The sequence below is a fragment of the Burkholderia metallica genome, assembly GCF_902832845.1.
GTDB lineage: Bacteria > Pseudomonadota > Gammaproteobacteria > Burkholderiales > Burkholderiaceae > Burkholderia > Burkholderia metallica.
Map to the genome: position 1 here is coordinate 99,382 of NZ_CADFDB010000012.1, position 19,202 is coordinate 118,583.

Genomic DNA, 19,202 nt, shown 5'->3' on the forward strand with positions numbered 1-19,202 from the left:
TGAACGAACCACGACATGGCACAACAACTTCCACCGGGCGCCGAGAAGGAACAGGCCGTTACCTGGCTCAGCGATGTTTCCGCGAAGGACGTCGCCGCGGTCGGCAACCGCTTCGATGCATGGTTGCGGCGGATCAGCGGCAACCACATCACGTTCGAGGATGTGAAGACGTTTGCCGGCGCGGTGCCGATCGTCGGCAACATCATGGCGATGGTCGATGCGCTCGGCGATATCGCCGAAATCATCGAGAAGCGCGGCGGTCAGGTGCTCGACTACATGAGCCTCGCGATCAACCTGCTCGGCATCATTCCGATTCCGCCGACGCTCGCGCCGTTCCGGATGTCGGCGCGCCCGCTGCTCGCACTCGTTCGTCATGAACTGCTGGCGACGCGCAACAATCTCGGCGCGGCGATCATCTCCGTGCTGGTTACGCACATCAACGCGACCTGCGCGACCGAGATCGAGGATTTTCTCAACAAGCTGAAGGCCGGCCTCGTCGAACTGCTCAACGGATGCGCGTCGAAAGCCGAGGAGATCATGCTCGCGCTGGCGACCGGCATGGACAAGGCGCTGCACGGGCAGCTCTTCGATGCCAACGCCAATCTGAAACGCCAGCAAGCGCTCGCGAAGAAGATGGCGGACAACCGGCCGTGGTACAGCCCGAGTCGCGTGGGCGACGGCATCCAGTTCGCTTACGAGGGCACCAAGGCGCTCGGCAAGAAGGTTGCGAACAAGACGGCGGGCACGATGGCGAAACTCGCGCCGGATGTCTGGCTCGAGCCGTTTCGCGGCACGGTGACCTTCCTGCGCACGGAGGCGCCGAAGATCGCGACGTCGATCCGCTCGCTCGCCGGCAGCGAAGAAGGCAAGATGATGTGGCTGGTTTTGCAACTGATCGAGGCCGTCGGGCGCGTCAAGGCACGCGCGAAGCTTCACGAGCAGAGTACCGACGTCAAGCCGGGCGGGAAGAGCCAGGCGAGGAAGACGCGTGAGCAGGAAGGGCTCGAGAAGATCGACGGTCAGGCGCCGGCGGAGGGGCCGGGGAAGCGCGGATGCAAGGCATGCGGGCTGGGTGAGTCGCCGGCCTCGATCGATTTCGCGTTCGGCGACGAAACGTTCTCGCACGTGGATTTCGAGTTGCCGGGCGCGCTGCCGCTCGTCTGGGAGCGTACGTATCGTTCGCGGCTCGCCGCGTATGACGATGGCGAACTGGGTGCGCGCTGGATTACGCCGTATACGACCCGGATCGATATCGAGAACGGGCGGTGGATCTATCGCGATGCGGAAGGGCGCAGCATCGACTATCCGGCGCTCGCGGTCGGCGCGGTGCACGACGACCTGTCGGAGAACCTGACGCTGTCGCGTCTCGACGAGACGTGGGTGACGATCGCCTACGGTCACGTCGTGCTGCACGTGTACGAGCGCCGAGGCGACGCATTCCGGCTCGCGATGCAGAAGGATCGGGCCGGCAACACGATCACGCTGGACTACGATGCGCTTGATCGTCTTGCACGCCTGATCGACGCGAACGGCAATGTGCTTGCGTTCGAGCACGACCGGCATGGCCGAATCGTACAGATCGAGCACGTGCTGAAGGGCGGCGAGCGCCGCACGCTGGCGAGCTACGAATACGATGCGAACGGCGATCTGGTGCGTGCGATCGATCGTCACGGCAACGCCCGGACCTATCAGTATCACCGTCACCTGGTGACGCGCTATACGGATCGCACCGGCCGCGGAATGACGCTCGAATGGGACGGCGCGGACGCCGACGACAATGCGGATGCGAAGTGCGTTCGCGAATATGCGGACGACGGCAGCCTCGACATCCGGCTCGCATGGAATCCGAACATCCGCCTGACTTACGTGACGGACGCGCTGGGCCGGATGACGCGGTACTACTTCAACATCCACGGCTACGTGTACCGGATCGTGTATCCGGACGGCAATCAGGAGTGGTTTCGGCGCGATGCGCATCACAATCTGGTGCTGCATATCCGTCAGGACGGCAGCATCGAGCGCCGGGAATACGATGCGCGCGGCAATCTCGTTCGGCATGAACGGGCGGACGGCAGCGTTGTCGAGATGGCGTACGACGACAAGGATCAGATGGTTCGGCTCGTCGATCCGAACGGGCATGTGTGGCAGCGCAAGTACGACGACGCGGGCAACCTCGTCGAGGAAATCGATCCGCTCGAGCATTCGACGAAGTACGAATACAACGACCACGGGTTGCCGACGCAGATTACCGATGCGAAGGGCGGCTCGAAGACGCTCGAATACAACGACGCAGGGCAGATCGCAAGCTACACGGATTGCTCCGGGAAAAAGACCGAGTGGCGCTACGACGATACGGGCCGCGTGATCGAGACAAAAGACGCGGCCGGCGGCGTGGTTGCGTATCGCTACGGCCTGAACGGGCAGCTGACCGAGGTGCGCTCGGCGGCCGGTGTCGAGCAGGTGCAATACGATGCCGAAGGCAGGTTGTTGCAACATACCGATCAACTCAATCGCTCGACGCGTTACGGCTACGACGCCGTTGGCCGCATCGCGAGCCGCGCGGACGCGCTGGGCCAGACGATCGCGTATCGCTACGATCGCCTCGGCCGGCTGGCTGCGCTGACCGATGCCAACTTTGCGACGTACCAGTTCCACTACGATCCGGCCGGGCGGCTGATCGAGGAAGTCGGCTTCGACGGCAAGTCGACGCGCTATCGATACGATCCGGACAGCGGCAGCCTTGTTTCGGTCGATGAGGCAGGTTGCGTGACGTCGGTCGACGTCGATGCGAACGGACGGCTGCTGAAGCGGGTCGCGGGGGAGAGCGAGGAACGATTTGCGTACGACCCGAGCGGCCGGTTGATCGACGCGGTGAATCGGTACAGCCGCGTGCAATTCTTCTTCGATCCGGTCGGCAATCTGGTGCGAGAACATCACGCATACGATCTGTTCGGCGAGCGACGCAGCTATGTGTGGCATCACGAATACGACGAACTTGGCAATCGGCGACGGACGGTGCGGCCGGACGGGCATGCGGTCGACTGGTTGATGTACGGCTCGGGGCATGTGCACGGGATGCTGCTCGATGGCGAGGAGCGTGTGCAGTTCGAGCGCGATGACCTTCATCGCGAGACGGTGCGCGTGCTGTCGAGCAAGCTCGGGCAGCGCACGCACTACGATCCGGCCGGACGCGTGTTGCAGCAGACGATCCAGCGATCGACATCGCCCGCGCCGCTTGCCGAGCGGAGGTATCGCTATGACGCGGCGGGGCAGTTGTCACGAATCGAGGATAGCCGCAAGGGCGGGACTGACTATCGGTACGATCCGGTCGGGCGGTTGATCGAGGCGGTTAGTCCCATCGCGAAGGAGCGGTTTGCATTCGATCCGGCGAGCAACATCGTCGATCCGGTACGGACGACGGAGACGCCGGCATCGCGTCCGAGCCCGGTGCGGCCGGAAAGCACGTTGCCGGTTGAGGTGCCGAAGGTGCTGGGCAACCTGCTGAAGGCATATGCGGGGATGCATTTCGAGTACGACGCACGCGGGAATCTGGTGCGCAAGCGTACGCCGGCGGGGGAGCAGGAATACGAGTGGGACGAGTTCAATCGGTTGCTGTCGGCACGGGTTGCGGAGACGTCGCGGCAAAGCCAGGCGCGGTATTTCTATGACGCGTTCGGTCGCCGGATCGCGAAGGAGGTGAACGGCGAGCGGACGGTGTTCGGGTGGGATGGCGATACGCTGGCGTATGAGAGCGACGGGGAGCGCGGCACGCACTATATCTACGAGCCGGGGAAGTTCGTGCCGCTGGCGCAGTATGTGGCGGAACCGGTAGAGGGAGTCGCCACGCCGGAGTGGAAGAGTACCGATCGCTATGTGCCGGAGGAAGATCCGCTGCAGAAGGTGCCGGAGCGGCGGGGTGGCGCGAAGCTGTTCTATTACCACTGTGATCAGATCGGCACGCCTCAACTGCTGACTGATGACGACGGTGATGTAGTGTGGGAAGCGGCGTACAAGGCGTGGGGGGAAGCGCGGGAGGTGATCGCGCGAGTGTCGAAGGCGACGGGGACGATGGCGAGCAATTCGTTGCGGTTTCAGGGGCAACGGGTTGATGATGAGACGGGGCTGCACTATAACCGGCACCGGTACTATGATCCGAGTAGCGGACGGTTCGTCAGCAAGGACCCGATCGGGCTCGCTGGCGGGATCAACGTTTATCAGTACGCGCCTAACCCGGTGGGCTGGGTCGACCCGCTGGGACTTTCGAAAAAGTGTCCGAAATGCTTGCCGAGCTGCAACGATGTTGCGTCTCAGGGACCGAAGGATGCTACCGAGATGGCGCAAGAACTTTCGGGCCAGATAAATCAGAACTCGGTGACCTTTTCCACGCCGACGACGCAAGGCCATATTGATCTACAAGGAGCGTCGCACTTCGACAAGGCGACGGATACCGATATTCCTACTCCTCATGTACAGACTCGAACTATCAACATCGGGCCGAACGGTCAAATAACGACGTCGAAGAAGACGGAGATTGTGAGGGCGGCCACGAAGCAAGACGTCCGTGTCGCGAGAGAGTTGGCAAGACGGAAAGGATTGTGCAAATGAAGGATTTAATCGACCAATTGCAGATTTGGTACGCATCTCAGTGTGACGATGTATGGGAGCATTCGTTTGGCATTGAGATTGCCAATATCGACAACCCGGGATGGAAGGTCAGGATAACGGGCGCATCGGCCAAAAAGCCGCTGGACATTAAGACTGAACGCACGGACGAGGATTGGGTAAGAGTGACGGCGACCGAAATCCAGTTCATGGCATATGGCGGGCCGCGCAATTTGCAGGAGATACTGGCACTTGCCGTTGACTGGCTGAACTGAAAAAATGAAGGGCCGCTGAAGCGACACTTCATTCATTCAATGCAGTTGGATGGCGCGGTGATCGGCTGCGGCTCGGTAAATTGGGCCCGCAGGCCTATCCTGCACTGGATCGAAATGGTTCAACGTTGAACCTTGGTTTGCCCCAGCCGCCAAAATCGGTCAACGTGCACTTACTCGTTTCTCCCCAGATCGGTGAGAAACGCAGCGGCGGCCGTCAGGATGGGGGCGGCTAGAAAAGCCCCCTTGCCACCTCGCGGCGCGCGTCGTCGTGGAGGTGCATTTGCTGAATTCCGGCGATCGCGTGTTGCAGCCAGGTATCGGCAATGACGCGATGTTCGTCGTTCGTGTCGACCGAGGTCGACGCCGACAATTGCTGAATTGCGACGTTGCGCTGCGCCACGCGTGCGCGACGCACATGCTGGAGAACGGAGCGGACGTACGGTTCATCCAGGCGCTGCTGGGCCACGCGGACCTGAATAGCACGCAGATCTATACGCAGGTGGCGATCGGCAAGCTCAAGCAAGTGCACGCGGCCACGCATCCGGCGAGGCTGGGGCAGGATGTGGCGGCGTTGCTGACCGTGTTGGCCGACGAGGACGACGACGCAGCCCCTTGATGGTTGTATCGAATCGAGCCGCAGTATCAACAACTGCAAAAAACCGCGTCTAGGGGAATAATGCGTACCGACTTGGGATAGGATGATGCGAAGCCTTACTGGATAAGGGATTGCGGGCTGTGTAAAGGAGGATGCGCGTCTAGGGGTCTGTTTATAACCGGCATCGGTACTACGATCCGCAGAGCGGTCGGTTCGTATCGAAGGATCCGATTGGGTTGACGGGTGGCTTAAACGTCTATCAGTACGCGCAAAATCCGGTAGGATGGATTGATCCACTTGGGTTGAAATGCCAATCCGGTCTTTCGTCTCGCGCTGCTCGTCGCGAAGCCATGCGTCAAGCGGGAATCCCAACGAGCCAGCAACCTATCAGCCAGTCACGAAATGCATCTGGTCGTGAGTACAGGTACGAAGTTCCTCAAGTCGGAGGCGGCGTTGTGCAAGCGACGGTGCAACAACAAACAATGGATGTGAGCCACCAAGACGAGCCGCATTGGGAGGCAGGCAAGGTAAAGGTCGATCCGATTACGGGTGAAACTAGAATAAACGACTACGGTAGACCTAAGATCGCTAATCCGAAAGGCAAGCGTACTACCGGGGGTGTGATGAGTGATCCCGACACTTCCCAGCGCAAGAGGGAACTTCTTTACAGAAGGGCAAACGGAAAGAAAATCCTGGATGGTTACCTTCGCAAGGTGGCCGCGCTGTTTCCCACGGCCGGTCAAGAAGATCTAGTATCGTTGGAGGCGACCGACGCCGTATTGTCTGAATTTGGCGAACATAGGCTGACTCTCCGTTCCCGGAGAAGGCGAATTTCTCCCTTGGCGATACGACTGGTTCTGTCGATGATAAGCAAGACATACCATGACGGATTCTATGTTCTCATCGACGAGGATTGGAGATATTGTGGCGCACTTCGTGTCAATGATCCGCGCTCTATCAATCGGTCATTTTTGTTCGGTGAAGCGATACTTGATGATCTCGTTTTCATCTCTCCAGGGATGGAGAGGGCAATCAGTCTTGATTTCTTCGAGATGAACGGCGCGACCCTAATCGACATTGTTGAATGGCGCCGATAGTGCTGACTGCGTTATAACCGGCACCGGTACTATGATCCGTTGACGGGGCGCTTCATCTCGAAAGACCCCATCGGCATGCGCGGCGGGATCAACGTCTATCAGTACGCACCGAATTCGACCGAATGGGTTGATCCGCTGGGCCTGAGTCGATTCAAAAAGACGACTTGGGGGCCGTGTAAAAAGGGAACGGATCTTTCCTGTACCGTATCCCAGCAGGACATTGATTGGGATATGGAGCATCGCGGGAAAACGAATTTGCAACGCGCGATGGAGGGTGGTGCGCCATTCATGATGAAGGATGGCGTGCCGCAACAGATTAAATTGCACCATTCGCGGCAGCAATCCGTTGGTCCTCTATTCGGGGTGACCACTAGCACTCATAGAGCGGCGAGTGGCGCAGGTCGAGAGGCGTTGCATCCGTTCGGAAACCAAAAGAATCCTGACTTCCCCGTTGATCGCGATGCGTTTGATGTTGATCGAAGCCAATATTGGAAAGATCGTGGGGCTGCTGCCAGTGCAGATAAAAACGGACGATGTAGTTTATGATTCCATCGACAGTAGAGCATTACCTAGCTACGGCTAGCGGTGATGTGGCTCGCACCGATTCGAAGTCGGCAGAGAAAGTACTCCTTAACTTTGGGGTTTCTCCGACTTCGGAGTTTGGTGAGTTTTATCTACGGTATCAGGGGAGCTTTATAAGCCGTCGATCCGTCGCTGAGCTTCTGGATATAGAGGGGCCCGCGATTCCTGCGATACCAGATCAAACGGAGTATGTCCGTGATCGCTATCATATCCCTGAGCAATATCTTGCGCTGACGTCGGATGAGAGCGAGGGTATGTACCTGTATAACAAGACTGACCAAGCAGTTTATGACCTCGACATTTCAGTGCTGGATGATTTCCTGCAAGGAAAAGTGCCGGCTCGCTGGGTGACCTTTAATGATTTTTTAATTTGGTATTTCGAGGCAAAACCTTAAGACGAATGGCCACATTTGCGGCCATTCGTTGTTTAAGCGGCAGTGATGATGAGTGCGCCGTGTTCGACCGTGATGCAACCGCGCTACCCGAACAGGAATCCGGTATGTCCGGTCATCCAGGTTGGCCGGATAAAACCCGGTGGTAGTCTATCCGACAGTAGACTGGAGTTTGCGTTAACGCAGAAATTTCTCTACCGCCGGCTAGACTTGCGCCGGTTTGCTGGCCCACAGCGGTGTATTGACGCGCAGTGAAGCGAACCCGGCCGTGCGCCGGGTTTGTCGTTTCTGGAGCTCTGTCTCCGCGAGCCAAATTGGGTCCTTCGATACGAATCGACCGGTGCCCGGATCATAGTAGCTGTGCTGGCTATTTACGACGTCTGGATAATGAACACTCCAGCGCCTGCATCCTCTTGATCAAGCTGACTTTTCAGGAGCAAATAGCCAATTCCGCCCACAAGGATGCTCTTGTACGTGGGTGCGGCCTTGTTTAAACGTGAGTTGTTAAGCTGCAGGACGTAAATCATCTCGTTGCGTTTTTCCTCATCTTGAACCCACGCTGGGATGCCTCCGATTTTTGCAACGCCATTTTCTTCGCTGTCGTCAGCGAGGTTCTGCACGACATCAATCTGCTTGGGCGGAAGAATAGGACTTCCGTACCCATCGACCGAAATATCGCTTGGCTGGTAGGCCAACGCGACCCCACCTTCGCTCATCGCGCTGTCAATGTATCCGTCGTCTGTTAGCGAGTATGGGGAGAAGATGGACACCACTAAGTTGCTCTTCACACGGAGCCCCGATACATATTTGCTAAGGAACTCAGCAGGAAAGGTGGCCAAATGAAGCAACGGAGCGCCATTTGAATCAGCCGGCCAGTTGAGTGACCCTGGCAAAAATGGATTCCCTCCGAAATAGGCGACGGATGGGCTTGTCTCCCCGTCAACAAAGATCAGTTCATTGAACATCTACCCTCCTAATCACATGAACATAGGCACCGAGACAGGAGGTTTCCCGCTTGCTTTCGAAGTTCGCGCGCACGTGCTGCAGGAACACCTGCCTGGCGCAAGACCCCTTCATTGCCGACAAGCAGTGGGTCCGACTGATTGGCACCGATGCAGACCGTCAACGTCACCCTCACGGAATCGGCATAATGACGCCCTGCCAACGTGACCCTGCGTCCCCCGCCAAGACTTCCTCCGTTCCAACCGCACCACCCATGTCGACCACCATCACGCCCCGCACGTCGCTGAAACACATTCTCGAACACCCCGGCGACTTCTCTGGTTGGCTTTGCCTCCCGCCGATGCCTTGGACGCTCGATACGGAAGGCGCCTTCACCGAAGACACCGACAGCCCCGAAACCATCGCTCTCCAGCTCGGCTGGCGCGTCACCCTACCCATCGCAACGATCGAAGACATCGTGATCAACGCCCATGACCAGGTCGACGAGCCGAGCATCGCGCAATTGCTCGACGCGTTCGTGTACTACATCGAAAACGACGAGTTCATTCTGCTCTGAGCACGGGCACTCTGCGCCACAGACAAAAAGGACCGCCGAGCGGTCCTTTCTTCATCGAGCAGCAGCATTCGAATGCAGCACTACGCCTGCGCCCTCAAGGCAACGAAATCGTCAAATTAGCCGACTCCGGCCCGACCTTGACCACCTGCGAATAAGGCGCCAGCGCCTGCAGCGTCTTGTCCTTCAGATACGTATTGAGCCCGAGATACCCGAGCAGCGCCACCAGCGCGAACACCGCGCCGATCGCCCAAACCGGCACCTCCCGCTTCAACCGATGCGCGATCTGATCCGGCAGCGGCCAATGCGGCGCGAACGGTGCGCGCTTGCCCTTCATATGCGCGATCTCGTCACCCAGCCGCGCGGTCAGATAAGCGAGCTTCTCCGGCCCTTCGAGCAGGTACTTCCCGCGGAACCCGAGCAGCAGGCACATATGAAATACCTCGAGCGACTGCAGCCGTGCCGCCCCTTGCGCCCGGCAATCCTCGAGATACTGAAAAAACTTCTCGCCCGCCAACTGCTCGCCGAACAACACGAGCTGCAGCGGCCGACGTTCCCAGTCGGTCCGGATCTTGAACTGTGACGACAGCACCATCTCGTCGACGGCCGCGCAGAACGCGAACTTCGCGCCGTACACATCCTCGGCCGCGATGTTCAGCTTCTTCGCGCCGCGCTCGAAGTCCGACAGAAATTCCTGGATCCGCGTGCTGAACTCGCCCGCGCTCTCCGGCTCCCGCCCGTTCTTGAGCAGGAACAGCATGAAGAACCCGTCGTACAGCAGGTCGAGCAGCGAACGGGCCTGGAACGAGGCATCCGTCGACGCCGGGGTATGCAGGGGCGGCGGCGCGTTGTCGCCGAACAGGGAAGGCGCGTAGCTCATGATGTGACCGCGATCAGTTCGAATTTCAGGTCATTGATGCCAGTCGGCGCATAGATCATCGCGGACTGGGCCTGCAGCATGCGCTCGTACAGCGGGCTGCGCGAATCGAGCGCGAAATAGCAGGCGCCCGGGCGCACCGGAATCGCGGGCGGCACCTGCGGCGTGTACGAGAGCCGCACGCCGGGCATCGCCGACAGCACGAGCTTGTCGACGTCGTCGGGGGCGCCGACCTTGAAGCGGGCCGGCACCGCATCGACGAGCTCGACGCTCGGCATGTCCGCGGACACCGCGAGGTAGAACTCGGTCTTGTCGTCGATCTTGCCGGAGTCGAGGCGGCCGAGGTGGAACGACGGGCGCACCTCGTCGAGCGTGATCGCGAAGTAGCGCGTCGAGATCACGGTGTCGAGCAGCTCGCGCAGCATCAGGTCGAGGCGCGCGAAGCTCGGGCCCGGATCGTCGTGCCGGTACACCGGCAGGTCGGCGAGCGTATAGCCCTTCGAGAACGTCATCAACTGGCCGGCGAGGCGCAGCAGTTCCTGGAACAGCCGCTCCGGATGCAGCGCCGAATGCTGGTGCAGGTGCGCGAGTGTCGCGAACGCGGCGTTCGCGGTGTGCAGCAGCCAGAACGACGCGATGTCGCCCGAGCGGAACTCGATGATGTTCTTCGACGGCTCGCGGTGAAAGCCGTACAGCGCGTTCACCTTCGCCTGCAGCGCGTCGACGAGCTGGCGCAGCCGCTGGTGCAGGATCGGCGACGCGTCGATCGCGAGGCAGGGCGGCACGAAGCTGTCGTCGATCTCGAAACCGGACGTCGCGGTGCGGCGCACGCGCACGAGCGGCACCGACAGCAGCTGATCGCGCGGTTCGCTGTGCGCGATCAGCTTGACCTGCGTCTTCAGGAACGTGATGTCGGCCTCGGCCGCGTCGGTGAAGTTGTCGGCGACGCTCGTCTGCTCGCTGACGAAACGCGTCATGAAGCCGGCGGCCGGATCGTCGCTGTAGTTGGTGCCGTTCTCGCGCAACGGGTGCAGCGCGAGATAGAACACGAATTCGTTGATGCCGTCAGGCAGCGTATCCAGCGCGATCGGCGGCGGCAGGTCGTCGGCCTGCGGCGCCGCATACAGCGCGCCATCCGGGAACACGAGCGCGAGCTCGGCAACCCGCAGCACGTTGCTGCCGAGCGCATCGCGGTCGATGCGCACCGAGCGCACGCCCCAGTTGTACGGCTGGATCGCCTGGATCGATTCGAACAGGCGCGCTTCGTGGTAAGCGTCCTGTCGCTGAAAGTGTTGAGGCCGGAGGAACAGCCCTTCCCCCCACAGCACCTTGGCCGAATAACTCATGTCAAATCCGGTGAATGTGGCGTTGCGATGTAATCGATTTGTTCGTGCCCGAATTAAATCGCCAATTGTTAACTCTTGTTAATTGACATTCGTGCGTCATGTTTAACCGCAGGACACCGAAGACAGCATATTCAGCGGTTGCGAAGGCGCACCCTGTTGCGGTGCAATGACAGTGCCGTCGGTGACCGTCATCGCGCAATTATGCAGGCCGATGATTATGCCGGATTTCTCCGACTTTGCCGGATCGAACGTCAGTTTCCATCGTTGCAGTGCGGGATCGCGGAACAGCGCGACGATGCCGAACGCCTGCGCTTCGCGCGAAACCTTTTCGGTGGCCGTATAGCGCTGGCCCGGAATCAGCGTGATTTCACGCACGTTCAGCAGATCCGCGCCCAGTGCGGCTTTTTCCTTGGCCGGATCGGTAAATGCGTCGAACGGCGCCTGCTGGAACGACGTCGGGTCTTTCAGCGCATAGAGGCGCACGACGAGCGCGAGCGGCTTGTTGTCGGTGGCGGCATTCAGGTTCGGCGCCGCGGCGAGCGTGATACCGAGATTGCGCGGCGGCTTCTGCGCGTCGGGCACCTCGGGCTTGCCGATGCCGGCCGCGGACATCACGGCGCTCGCGGCCGAGCCGAGCAGCGGGGCGGCCGCGCATCCGGCCAGAAGCGCGCAGGCAACCAGCGGCAGCGCGTAGCGAATCATCAGCGATCTCATCGTATTCCCGGCGTGCCGCCTTTTATCCTGTCAAATCTGCCGGGTATTTCCGCTTCGCTGCGCATCCCCGGCATTGCATTGTTCAACTATTAAGCTCGCCAGCGTCGTGGCGGGCGTCCGGAAATTTTTTCCGCCACCCGGCCGGCGCGTCGTGCAACCAGTAAAACTTGCCCGTTCCGGCCGAAAGAAAAATCGCTGCGAAGCCGCCGCGAGAGGCCATTGGAGGGGGTAGCGCCCGGTTTTAAAAGGAATTACTCTTCACACGACGATTGAATTATGAAAAATTGATCGGTACTATACCCGCGCGCTTCTTGCAAAGCAAAAGAACCAGATTCTCAACGATTTAAAACTCACGCGCCGGTGGATATAACGATGAAAGACCGTCTCTTCGCAAAACTGTCTGGGGTAGTAGTGGCTTGCGGCGTGATCGCCGGTTGCGCGAGCCAGCCTCCCGCACCGCCGACCGCCGAGGTGTTCAACAAGTCGCTGGCGGATGCGGACGCAGTTGCGAAGGCGGGGGACCAGGACAAGGCGCTCGGCCTGTACCAGCAGCTCGCGAAGTCGGATCCGACGCGCGAGGAGCCGTGGTCGCGCATCGCGCAAATCCAGTTCGCGCAGAATCACTACGGTCAGGCTATCGTTGCTGCACAGGAAGCGCTGCAGCGCGATGCAACCGACCGTCAGGCGAAGAGCGTGCTGGCCGTGGCCGGCCTGCGGATCGCGACGCAGTCGCTCGGCGAGCTGCGCCAGGATTCGTCGCTCGCGGGCGACGCGAAGTCCGATGCGCAGGCGCTCGCGAAGCAGCTGCGCGATACGCTGGGTGAATCGGCGCTGTTCCCGCCGGAGCAGAAGGTCGTGAAGCCGCGGCCGCCGCGCCGGGTCGTGCATCGCCCGAAGGCCGGCGCCGCAGCGGCGGCCGAAGCCGCGGCAACGACCACGCCGACGCCGCCCGCCACACCGCAAAAGGGCGGCGCCGACCCGTTCGGCGCACTGCGCAACTGAGCGCAACTGACGCGATAACCACAACTAACCTGGGAGCCGTCGAGATGGCCAAGAAAGAAAGCATTCAGAAAAGCTTGCAGAAAATACGGCCGCCGCGCGTCCAGCTGACCTACGAGGTCGAAAAGGGCGACGCGATCGAGGTGAAGGAGCTGCCGTTCGTCGTCGGGGTCGTCGGCGATCTGGCGGGTCAGTCCGAAATCGAGCAGCCGAAGCTGCGCGACCGCAAATTCGTCAACATCGATCGCGACAATTTCGACGACGTGATGAAGGCGATCGAGCCGCGTGCCGCGTTCCAGGTGGAAAACCGCCTGAGCCCGGAAGGCGGCAAGTTCGCGGTCGACCTGAAGTTCCGTTCGCTGTCGGATTTCAGTCCGGACGAAGTCGTCGAACAGGTCGAGCCGCTGCGCCGCCTGCTCGAAGCGCGCTCGAAGCTCGCCGACCTGCGCAACAAGCTCGCCGGCAACGACAAGCTCGAGGATCTGCTGTCCGAGGTGCTGAAGAACACGCAGCAGCTGCAGGAGCTCGCGAAGGGCACGGGCGGCGACAAAGACGGCGAATGACGACGGAGTGTTGAGATGAACCAGCAAACGGCTGCGGCCCAAGCGAGCGGCGCGGAATACGCCGCCGGGACTTCGCTGCTCGACGACATCGTCGAGAAGAGCAAGGTCGCGAAATCCGATTCCGAGCATGCACGTGCGAAGGACCTGATCGGCGAACTCGTGCACCAGGTGCTCGACGGCACGGTGATCGTGTCGGACAACCTGTCGGCCACGATCGACGCGCGCGTCGCGGAACTCGACCGCCTGATTTCCACGCAGCTTTCGGCCGTGATGCACGCGCCGGAATTCCAGCGCCTCGAGAGCACGTGGCGCGGGATGGACTATCTGGTCAAGGAAAGCAACACCGGCCAGACGATCAAGATCAAGGCGCTGCACGCGCCGAAGCGCGACCTCGTGCGCGATTTCAAGGGCGCGAGCGAGTTCGACCAGAGCGCGCTGTTCAAGAAGGTTTACGAAGAAGAGTTCGGCACGTTCGGCGGATCGCCGTTCGGTGCGCTGATCGGCGATTACGAGATCTCGCGCCAGCCGGAAGACATGTACTTCATCGAGCAGATGTCGCACGTCGCGGCGGCCGCGCACGCGCCGTTCATCGCGTCGGCGTCGCCGGAGCTGCTCGGCCTCGAGTCGTTCTCCGACCTCGGCAAGCCGCGCGATCTCGGCAAGGTGTTCGACACGGTCGAATATGCGAAGTGGAAGTCGTTCCGCGACGCCGAAGATTCGCGCTACGTCGGCCTGACGCTGCCGCGCTTCCTCGGCCGCCTGCCGTTCAATCCGAAGGACGGCCAGACCGCGGAGAACTTCAACTTCGTCGAGGAAGTCGACGGCACCGACCACGACAAGTACCTGTGGTGCAACGCCGCGTGGGCGTTCGCGGCGCGCCTGACGGCCGCGTTCGACGACTTCGGCTGGTGCGCGGCGATCCGCGGCGTCGAAGGCGGCGGCCTGGTCGAAGACCTGCCGACCCACACATTCAAGACCGACGACGGCGAAGTCGCGCTGAAATGCCCGACCGAAATCGCGATCACCGATCGTCGCGAGAAGGAGCTGAGCGATCTCGGCTTCATCCCGCTCGTCCATTGCAAGAACTCAGATTACGCCGCGTTCTTCGCTGCGCAGTCGGTGCAGAAGCCCAAGAAATACAGCACCGACAGCGCGAATGCGAACGCCGTCCTGTCCGCGCAGCTTCAGTACATCTTCTCGGTATCGCGCGTCGCGCACTACCTGAAGGCGATGATGCGCGACAAGATCGGCAGCTTCGCATCGGCGCAGAACGTGGAGACTTTCCTCAACCGGTGGATTTCGCAGTACGTCCTGCTCGACGACAACGCCTCGCAGGAACAGAAAGCGCAATTTCCGCTGCGCGAGGCATCCATACAAGTGTCGGAGATTCCGGGCAAGCCGGGCTCGTATCGTTCGGTCGCGTTCCTGCGCCCGCACTTTCAGCTCGACGAACTCTCGATTTCTCTGCGACTTGTCGCTGATCTGCCCAAACCGGCAAATTCATAAGCGAGTAGATCGCCCGGGCGGGCCGCCTGGGTAGGACGTTAAAACCACCTCTTTGGGGAGTCGAAGGGCCATGTTACATATGCACTTGCAGTTTGGTAGTCCCGCGGTGAAGGGCGAATCCGCGGACAAGGACCACCAGGGCTGGATCGAGCTGAAATCGTGGGATCACTCGATCGTTCAGCCGCGTTCGGCAACCGCATCGACCGCTGGCGGTCACACGATGACGCGTTGCGAGCACGGCGACATGATCTTCACGAAGGAAATCGATTCGTCGAGCCCGCTGCTGTACCAACACGCGTCGGGTGGTACCACGTTCGACGAGGTGACGGTCCATTTCTCGCGCGCTGACGGCGAAGGCAAGCGCGTGCAGTATCTGGAAGTCAAGCTCAAGTACGTGATCATCTCGAGCATCGCTCCGAGCGTTCGCGAAGAAGGTCTGCCGCTCGAGACGTTCTCGCTGAAGTACGCAGCCGTGCAGTGGAAGCAAACCCAGCAGAAGATCGGCGGCAACCAGGGCGGCAACACGCAAGGCGCCTGGAGTCTGACGAAGAACGACAAGACCTACGCGGTCTAAGGTCGGTTGCGGCAACGGGGCGCACCAGCGTCCCGTTGCCGTTTTCGCTGTACACACCGGCCGATGAAACGATTCGAACCGAGTTTTCTCGACAAGCTGTTCGACGACGAACCGCACCTGCCGGCCTCGGCAGCGATGCGGCAATTGTCGCTGGACGAGCTCAAGAACACGGTCGCCCGCGACGTCGAGGCGATCCTCAACACCCGTATCGCGCACACCGAGAACGAGCTGGCCACGCTGCCGGAATGTCAGAAGTCGGTGCTGACCTACGGGCTGAACGATTTCGCGGGGCTGAGCCTCGCGAGCCACTACGACCGCGCGTTCATCTGCAAGTCGATCCAGCAGGCCATCGCACGCCACGAGCCGCGCCTGCAGCAGGTGCAGGTGACGTTCGAGCTGAACGAGCAGGCCACCAACGCGCTCTACTTCGCGATCCAGGCGCTGCTCGTCGTGCACCCGGCCGAGGAGCCGGTGAGCTTCGACGCGATGTTGCAACCGTCGACGCTGCAGTATTCGGTCACGCGCGCACGCGCCGCGAGAATGCAGTAAATCATGCCGCCGAGCGGGCCGGACCGCCCGGTGGTGGATCAGGGTCCGGCAGGAAATATTGAGGTTCGGGGTCGTCGATGGAAGAATTGCTGCCGTATTACGAGCGCGAATTATCGTTTTTGCGGCGCTATTCGCGAGATTTCGCCGAACGCTATCCGAAGATCGCGGCGCGGCTCGCGCTGTCCGGCGAGCATTGCGAGGATCCGCACGTCGAGCGGATGATCGAGTCGTTCGCGCTGCTCGGCGCGCGCATCAACAAAAAGCTCGACGACGATTACCCCGAATTCACCGAAGCGCTGCTGGAAGTGCTGTATCCGCACTACCTGCGGCCGTTCCCGTCGTGCTCGATCGCGCAGTTCACGCCGGCGTCGCCCGGCCAGCAGACCGAACCGGTCGTGATCGATCGCGGCACGGAGCTGAAGAGTCGCCCGATCCGCGGCGTGCAGTGCCGGTTCCGCACCGCGTACGACGTGACGCTCGCGCCGATCCGCATCTCGGAAGCGCGCTACACGCCGGTCGCGCTCGCGCCGAGCGCGACGGTGCTGCCGTCGAACGCGACGGGCGTGATCTCGATCACGTTCGAATCGCTGGCCGCGCAGCTCGATCTCGGCGCACTGAAGCTGCCGACGCTGCGCGCGCACCTGCACGGCGAGCAGTCGTTCGTCGCCGCGCTGACCGACTGCCTGTTCGTCAACGTGCTCGGTGCGTATGTCGAGCCTGAACGCAACGGCCGCTGGACCGCGCTGCGCAAGCTGCCGATCGCGCACGCCGGCTTCGACGAGGACGACGCGCTGATCGACTACCCGGCGAAGTCGCATCCCGCGTATCGCCTGCTCACCGAATACTTCGCGTTCCCCGACAAGTTCGATTTCGTCGATTTCGACATCGCGGCGATCGCGCGCGCGTCCGGCCGCTGCCAGCGCGCGACGCTGCACCTCGTGCTGCAGGACGTGCGCAGCGATTCGCACGTCGCGCGGCTGCTCGAACTGCTGGCGGCGAGCCATTTCCGGCTGTTCTGCACGCCGATCGTCAACCTGTTCCGGCAACACGGCGAGCCGATCCGCATCACGCACCGCGCGGTGTCCTACCCGGTGATCGCCGAGGCGCGGCGCGCGTTCGCGTACGAGGTGTACTCGATCGACTCGGTGAAGCTCGTCCGGCAGCAGGCGCACGAGGAATCGGTGATCGAGTTCCGGCCGTTCTATTCGCTGCATCACGGCGAATCCGCGCGGATCGGCCATTACTGGTTCGCGCGCCGCAACGACTGGGTCGCGCAGAAGAGCCCCGGCTATGAAACCGAGATCTCGATCGTCGACATCGACTTCGAGCCGACCTCGCCGCAAACCGACACGCTGAGCCTCGACCTCACCTGCACGAACCGCGACCTGCCGTCGATGCTCGCGTTCGGCCTCGAAGGCGGCGATCTGTTCCAGGAAGGCGGCGCGCAGACGAGCGGCATTTCGCTGCTGCGACGCCCGACGCAGAGCGTGCGTTTCGAGCGCGGCCGCGCCGCGCACTGGCGGCTCGTGTCGCACCTCGCGCTCAATCACGTGTCGCTGGTCGCGCACGGTCTGGCGCCGCTGAAGGAAATGCTGACGCTGTACGACCTGCGGCGCACCGCCGTGTCGATGCGCCAGATCGACGGCCTCGTCGGCGTCGAGCAGCGCGGCGCCGTGCAGTGGCTGCCCGGCAAGCCGTTCGCGACCTTCGTGCGCGGCATCGAGATCCGGCTGACGATCGACGAGGAGCACTTCGTCGGCGCGAGCCTCGCGTCGTTCGTGCGCGTGCTCGACAGCTTCTTCGGGCTGTACGTGCACCTCAACAGTTTCGTTCAACTAGTCGTCGTGTCGAAGCGCACCGGCGAGGAGATCATCCGATGCAAGCCCCGGACCGGCGAATCGATCCTGGCGTAGTCGACGCGCTGCTCGACGAGCCGCACCGCTTCGAGTTCTTCCAGGCCGTGCGCGTGCTCGAAGGGCTGTTCGCGCGGCAGGCGTCGGATGCGCCCGGCGCGTGGCGGCAGGGCGACGTCGTCGCGCGGCACATCGCATTCCGCAACACGCTGTCGCTCGGCTTTCCGCCGAGCGAGATCGAAGGCGCGCGCTCGTTCGACGACGACGGCACGCAGCTCGACACGGGCGATGCGCGCGGCGCCGCGCTCGCGGCCGGCGAGCTCGGCCACGTCGAGCTGACGCCCGCATTCTTCGGGCTGCTCGGCGGCCAGGGCGCGCTGCCGCTGCATTACACCGAGCAGATCGTCGCGCGCGAGCACCTGAAGCGCGACCATGCGGCACGCGCGTTCTTCGACGTGTTCTCGAACCGCGCGACCGCGCTGTTCTATGCGGCGTGGAAGAAATACCGGCTGCCGTTCCATTACGAGCTCGACCGCGACGAGCGCTACCTGCCGCTGTTGCTCGCGATCGCGGGCGTGCCGAGCGACGACGTGCGCGACAGCCTCGCGGCCGGCGCGGGCGGCGTGCTCGACGAGGCGATTGCCGGTTATGCGCTCGCCGCGCGGCACCGGCCGATGTCGGCCGCGTACCTGCAGCGCACGCTGTCCGACTATTTCCGCGTCCCGGTGAAGATCGACCAGTTCGTCGGCAAGTGGTACGACGTGCCGCCCGACCAGCTGAGCGTGCTCGGCGAAGTCAACGCGGTGCTCGGCGCGACCGCGCTCGTCGGCGAACGCGTGTGGCAGCGCGACATGCGCGCGCGGATCGTCGTCGGGCCGCTGTCCAAGCGCGACTACGAGGCATTCCTGCCCGGCGGTGCGCACGCGATCGCGCTCGAGCGGATGCTGACGCTGCTCGCCGGCGTCACGCTCGAATACGAGGTGAAGCTCGTGCTCAAGCGCACCGAGGTTGGCGCGAGCGTGCTCGGCGCGGGCTCGCGACTCGGCTGGGACGCGTTCCTGTGTACGCGGGATGCGCACGAGGATCGCTCGGACGCTCGCTACGAACTGCACGTGATTCACTGATTCCGAACGACAACAAACACGCAATCGAACCTGAGATC

At 61.8% G+C, this 19,202-nt stretch carries 16 protein-coding genes and 3 pseudogenes; 15 read left to right on the plus strand and 4 right to left on the minus strand.

The features are described from left to right. The first annotated feature begins 15 nt into the window (after positions 1-15). The 7 genes and pseudogenes from HWX08_RS28375 to HWX08_RS28405 all read left to right on the plus strand — a co-directional run bounded on the left by HWX08_RS28375 (position 16) and on the right by HWX08_RS28405 (position 7,546). On the plus strand, positions 16-4,605 hold the full coding sequence (locus tag HWX08_RS28375) for an RHS repeat-associated core domain-containing protein (RefSeq protein ID WP_244122778.1): 4,590 nt from the start codon (positions 16-18) through the stop codon (positions 4,603-4,605). After that, on the plus strand, positions 4,602-4,877 hold the full coding sequence (locus tag HWX08_RS28380) for an immunity 53 family protein (protein WP_174922168.1): 276 nt from the start codon (positions 4,602-4,604) through the stop codon (positions 4,875-4,877). Before HWX08_RS28375 ends, HWX08_RS28380 begins: the two co-directional genes overlap by 4 nt. Positions 4,878-5,268: 391 nt before the next feature. Beyond that, positions 5,269-5,493, plus strand: a pseudogene (locus HWX08_RS34465) (tyrosine-type recombinase/integrase); the annotation flags it as partial. 143 nt (positions 5,494-5,636) lie between these two features. Beyond that, positions 5,637-5,781 (plus strand): annotated as a pseudogene (locus tag HWX08_RS34800) (RHS repeat-associated core domain-containing protein); the annotation flags it as partial. A 794-nt stretch (positions 5,782-6,575) separates the two neighbouring features. Beyond that, positions 6,576-6,719, plus strand: a pseudogene (locus tag HWX08_RS34805) (RHS repeat-associated core domain-containing protein); the annotation flags it as partial. Then, positions 6,711-7,115 (plus strand): HNH/ENDO VII family nuclease, encoded by a 405-nt coding sequence (locus tag HWX08_RS34470; RefSeq protein WP_425128476.1) that lies wholly within the window; start codon positions 6,711-6,713, stop codon positions 7,113-7,115. The pseudogene HWX08_RS34805 and the gene HWX08_RS34470, both read left to right, overlap by 9 nt. Continuing rightward, entirely contained in the window at positions 7,112-7,546 is a 435-nt protein-coding gene (locus HWX08_RS28405; RefSeq protein ID WP_174922152.1) for an SMI1/KNR4 family protein, read from the plus strand. The genes HWX08_RS34470 and HWX08_RS28405 overlap by 4 nt, the downstream gene beginning before the upstream one ends. Before the next feature lie 368 nt (positions 7,547-7,914). Here HWX08_RS28405 and HWX08_RS28410 read toward each other — a convergent pair whose 3' ends face one another. Continuing rightward, complete coding sequence (locus HWX08_RS28410) at positions 7,915-8,508, minus strand: DUF1963 domain-containing protein (protein WP_174922166.1); 594 nt, start codon at positions 8,506-8,508, stop codon at positions 7,915-7,917. 251 nt (positions 8,509-8,759) lie between these two features. Between HWX08_RS28410 and HWX08_RS28415 the strand changes: the two genes are divergently transcribed. Beyond that, positions 8,760-9,062: a DUF7716 domain-containing protein gene (locus HWX08_RS28415; RefSeq protein ID WP_174922165.1), complete on the plus strand. Its 303-nt coding sequence runs from the start codon at positions 8,760-8,762 to the stop codon at positions 9,060-9,062. Positions 9,063-9,156: 94 nt separating this feature from the next. On the opposite strand, the gene icmH is transcribed toward HWX08_RS28415, so the two are convergent. From icmH to tssJ, 3 genes are all read right to left on the minus strand, one after another. Then, on the minus strand, positions 9,157-9,939 hold the full coding sequence (icmH, locus tag HWX08_RS28420; RefSeq protein ID WP_069255601.1) for a type IVB secretion system protein IcmH/DotU: 783 nt from the start codon (positions 9,937-9,939) through the stop codon (positions 9,157-9,159). Then, positions 9,936-11,282, minus strand: a complete 1,347-nt coding sequence (tssK, locus tag HWX08_RS28425; protein WP_069255602.1) for a type VI secretion system baseplate subunit TssK — start codon at positions 11,280-11,282, stop codon at positions 9,936-9,938. Before tssK ends, icmH begins: the two co-directional genes overlap by 4 nt. A 102-nt stretch (positions 11,283-11,384) precedes the next feature. Continuing rightward, entirely contained in the window at positions 11,385-11,996 is a 612-nt protein-coding gene (gene tssJ, locus HWX08_RS28430; RefSeq protein ID WP_069255603.1) for a type VI secretion system lipoprotein TssJ, read from the minus strand. 372 nt (positions 11,997-12,368) lie between these two features. Here tssJ and HWX08_RS28435 point away from each other — a divergent pair, with 372 nt between their 5' ends. The 7 genes from HWX08_RS28435 to tssG all read left to right on the plus strand — a co-directional run bounded on the left by HWX08_RS28435 (position 12,369) and on the right by tssG (position 19,164). After that, on the plus strand, positions 12,369-12,998 hold the full coding sequence (locus HWX08_RS28435) for a tetratricopeptide repeat protein (protein WP_069255604.1): 630 nt from the start codon (positions 12,369-12,371) through the stop codon (positions 12,996-12,998). Positions 12,999-13,042: 44 nt separating this feature from the next. Continuing rightward, positions 13,043-13,558: a type VI secretion system contractile sheath small subunit gene (gene tssB / locus HWX08_RS28440; protein WP_006484395.1), complete on the plus strand. Its 516-nt coding sequence runs from the start codon at positions 13,043-13,045 to the stop codon at positions 13,556-13,558. A gap of 15 nt (positions 13,559-13,573) precedes the next feature. Beyond that, on the plus strand, positions 13,574-15,064 hold the full coding sequence (gene tssC / locus HWX08_RS28445; RefSeq protein WP_059499710.1) for a type VI secretion system contractile sheath large subunit: 1,491 nt from the start codon (positions 13,574-13,576) through the stop codon (positions 15,062-15,064). A gap of 70 nt (positions 15,065-15,134) precedes the next feature. Beyond that, positions 15,135-15,638: an Hcp family type VI secretion system effector gene (locus HWX08_RS28450; protein ID WP_006477093.1), complete on the plus strand. Its 504-nt coding sequence runs from the start codon at positions 15,135-15,137 to the stop codon at positions 15,636-15,638. Positions 15,639-15,701: 63 nt separating this feature from the next. Then, positions 15,702-16,187, plus strand: a complete 486-nt coding sequence (gene tssE, locus HWX08_RS28455; RefSeq protein WP_021161818.1) for a type VI secretion system baseplate subunit TssE — start codon at positions 15,702-15,704, stop codon at positions 16,185-16,187. 77 nt (positions 16,188-16,264) lie between these two features. Continuing rightward, positions 16,265-18,100, plus strand: coding sequence for a type VI secretion system baseplate subunit TssF (tssF, locus tag HWX08_RS28460; RefSeq protein WP_069255605.1), 1,836 nt, complete (start codon positions 16,265-16,267; stop codon positions 18,098-18,100). Then, positions 18,064-19,164, plus strand: coding sequence for a type VI secretion system baseplate subunit TssG (gene tssG / locus HWX08_RS28465; RefSeq protein ID WP_174922164.1), 1,101 nt, complete (start codon positions 18,064-18,066; stop codon positions 19,162-19,164). The genes tssF and tssG overlap by 37 nt, the downstream gene beginning before the upstream one ends. Positions 19,165-19,202: the final 38 nt, after the last annotated feature.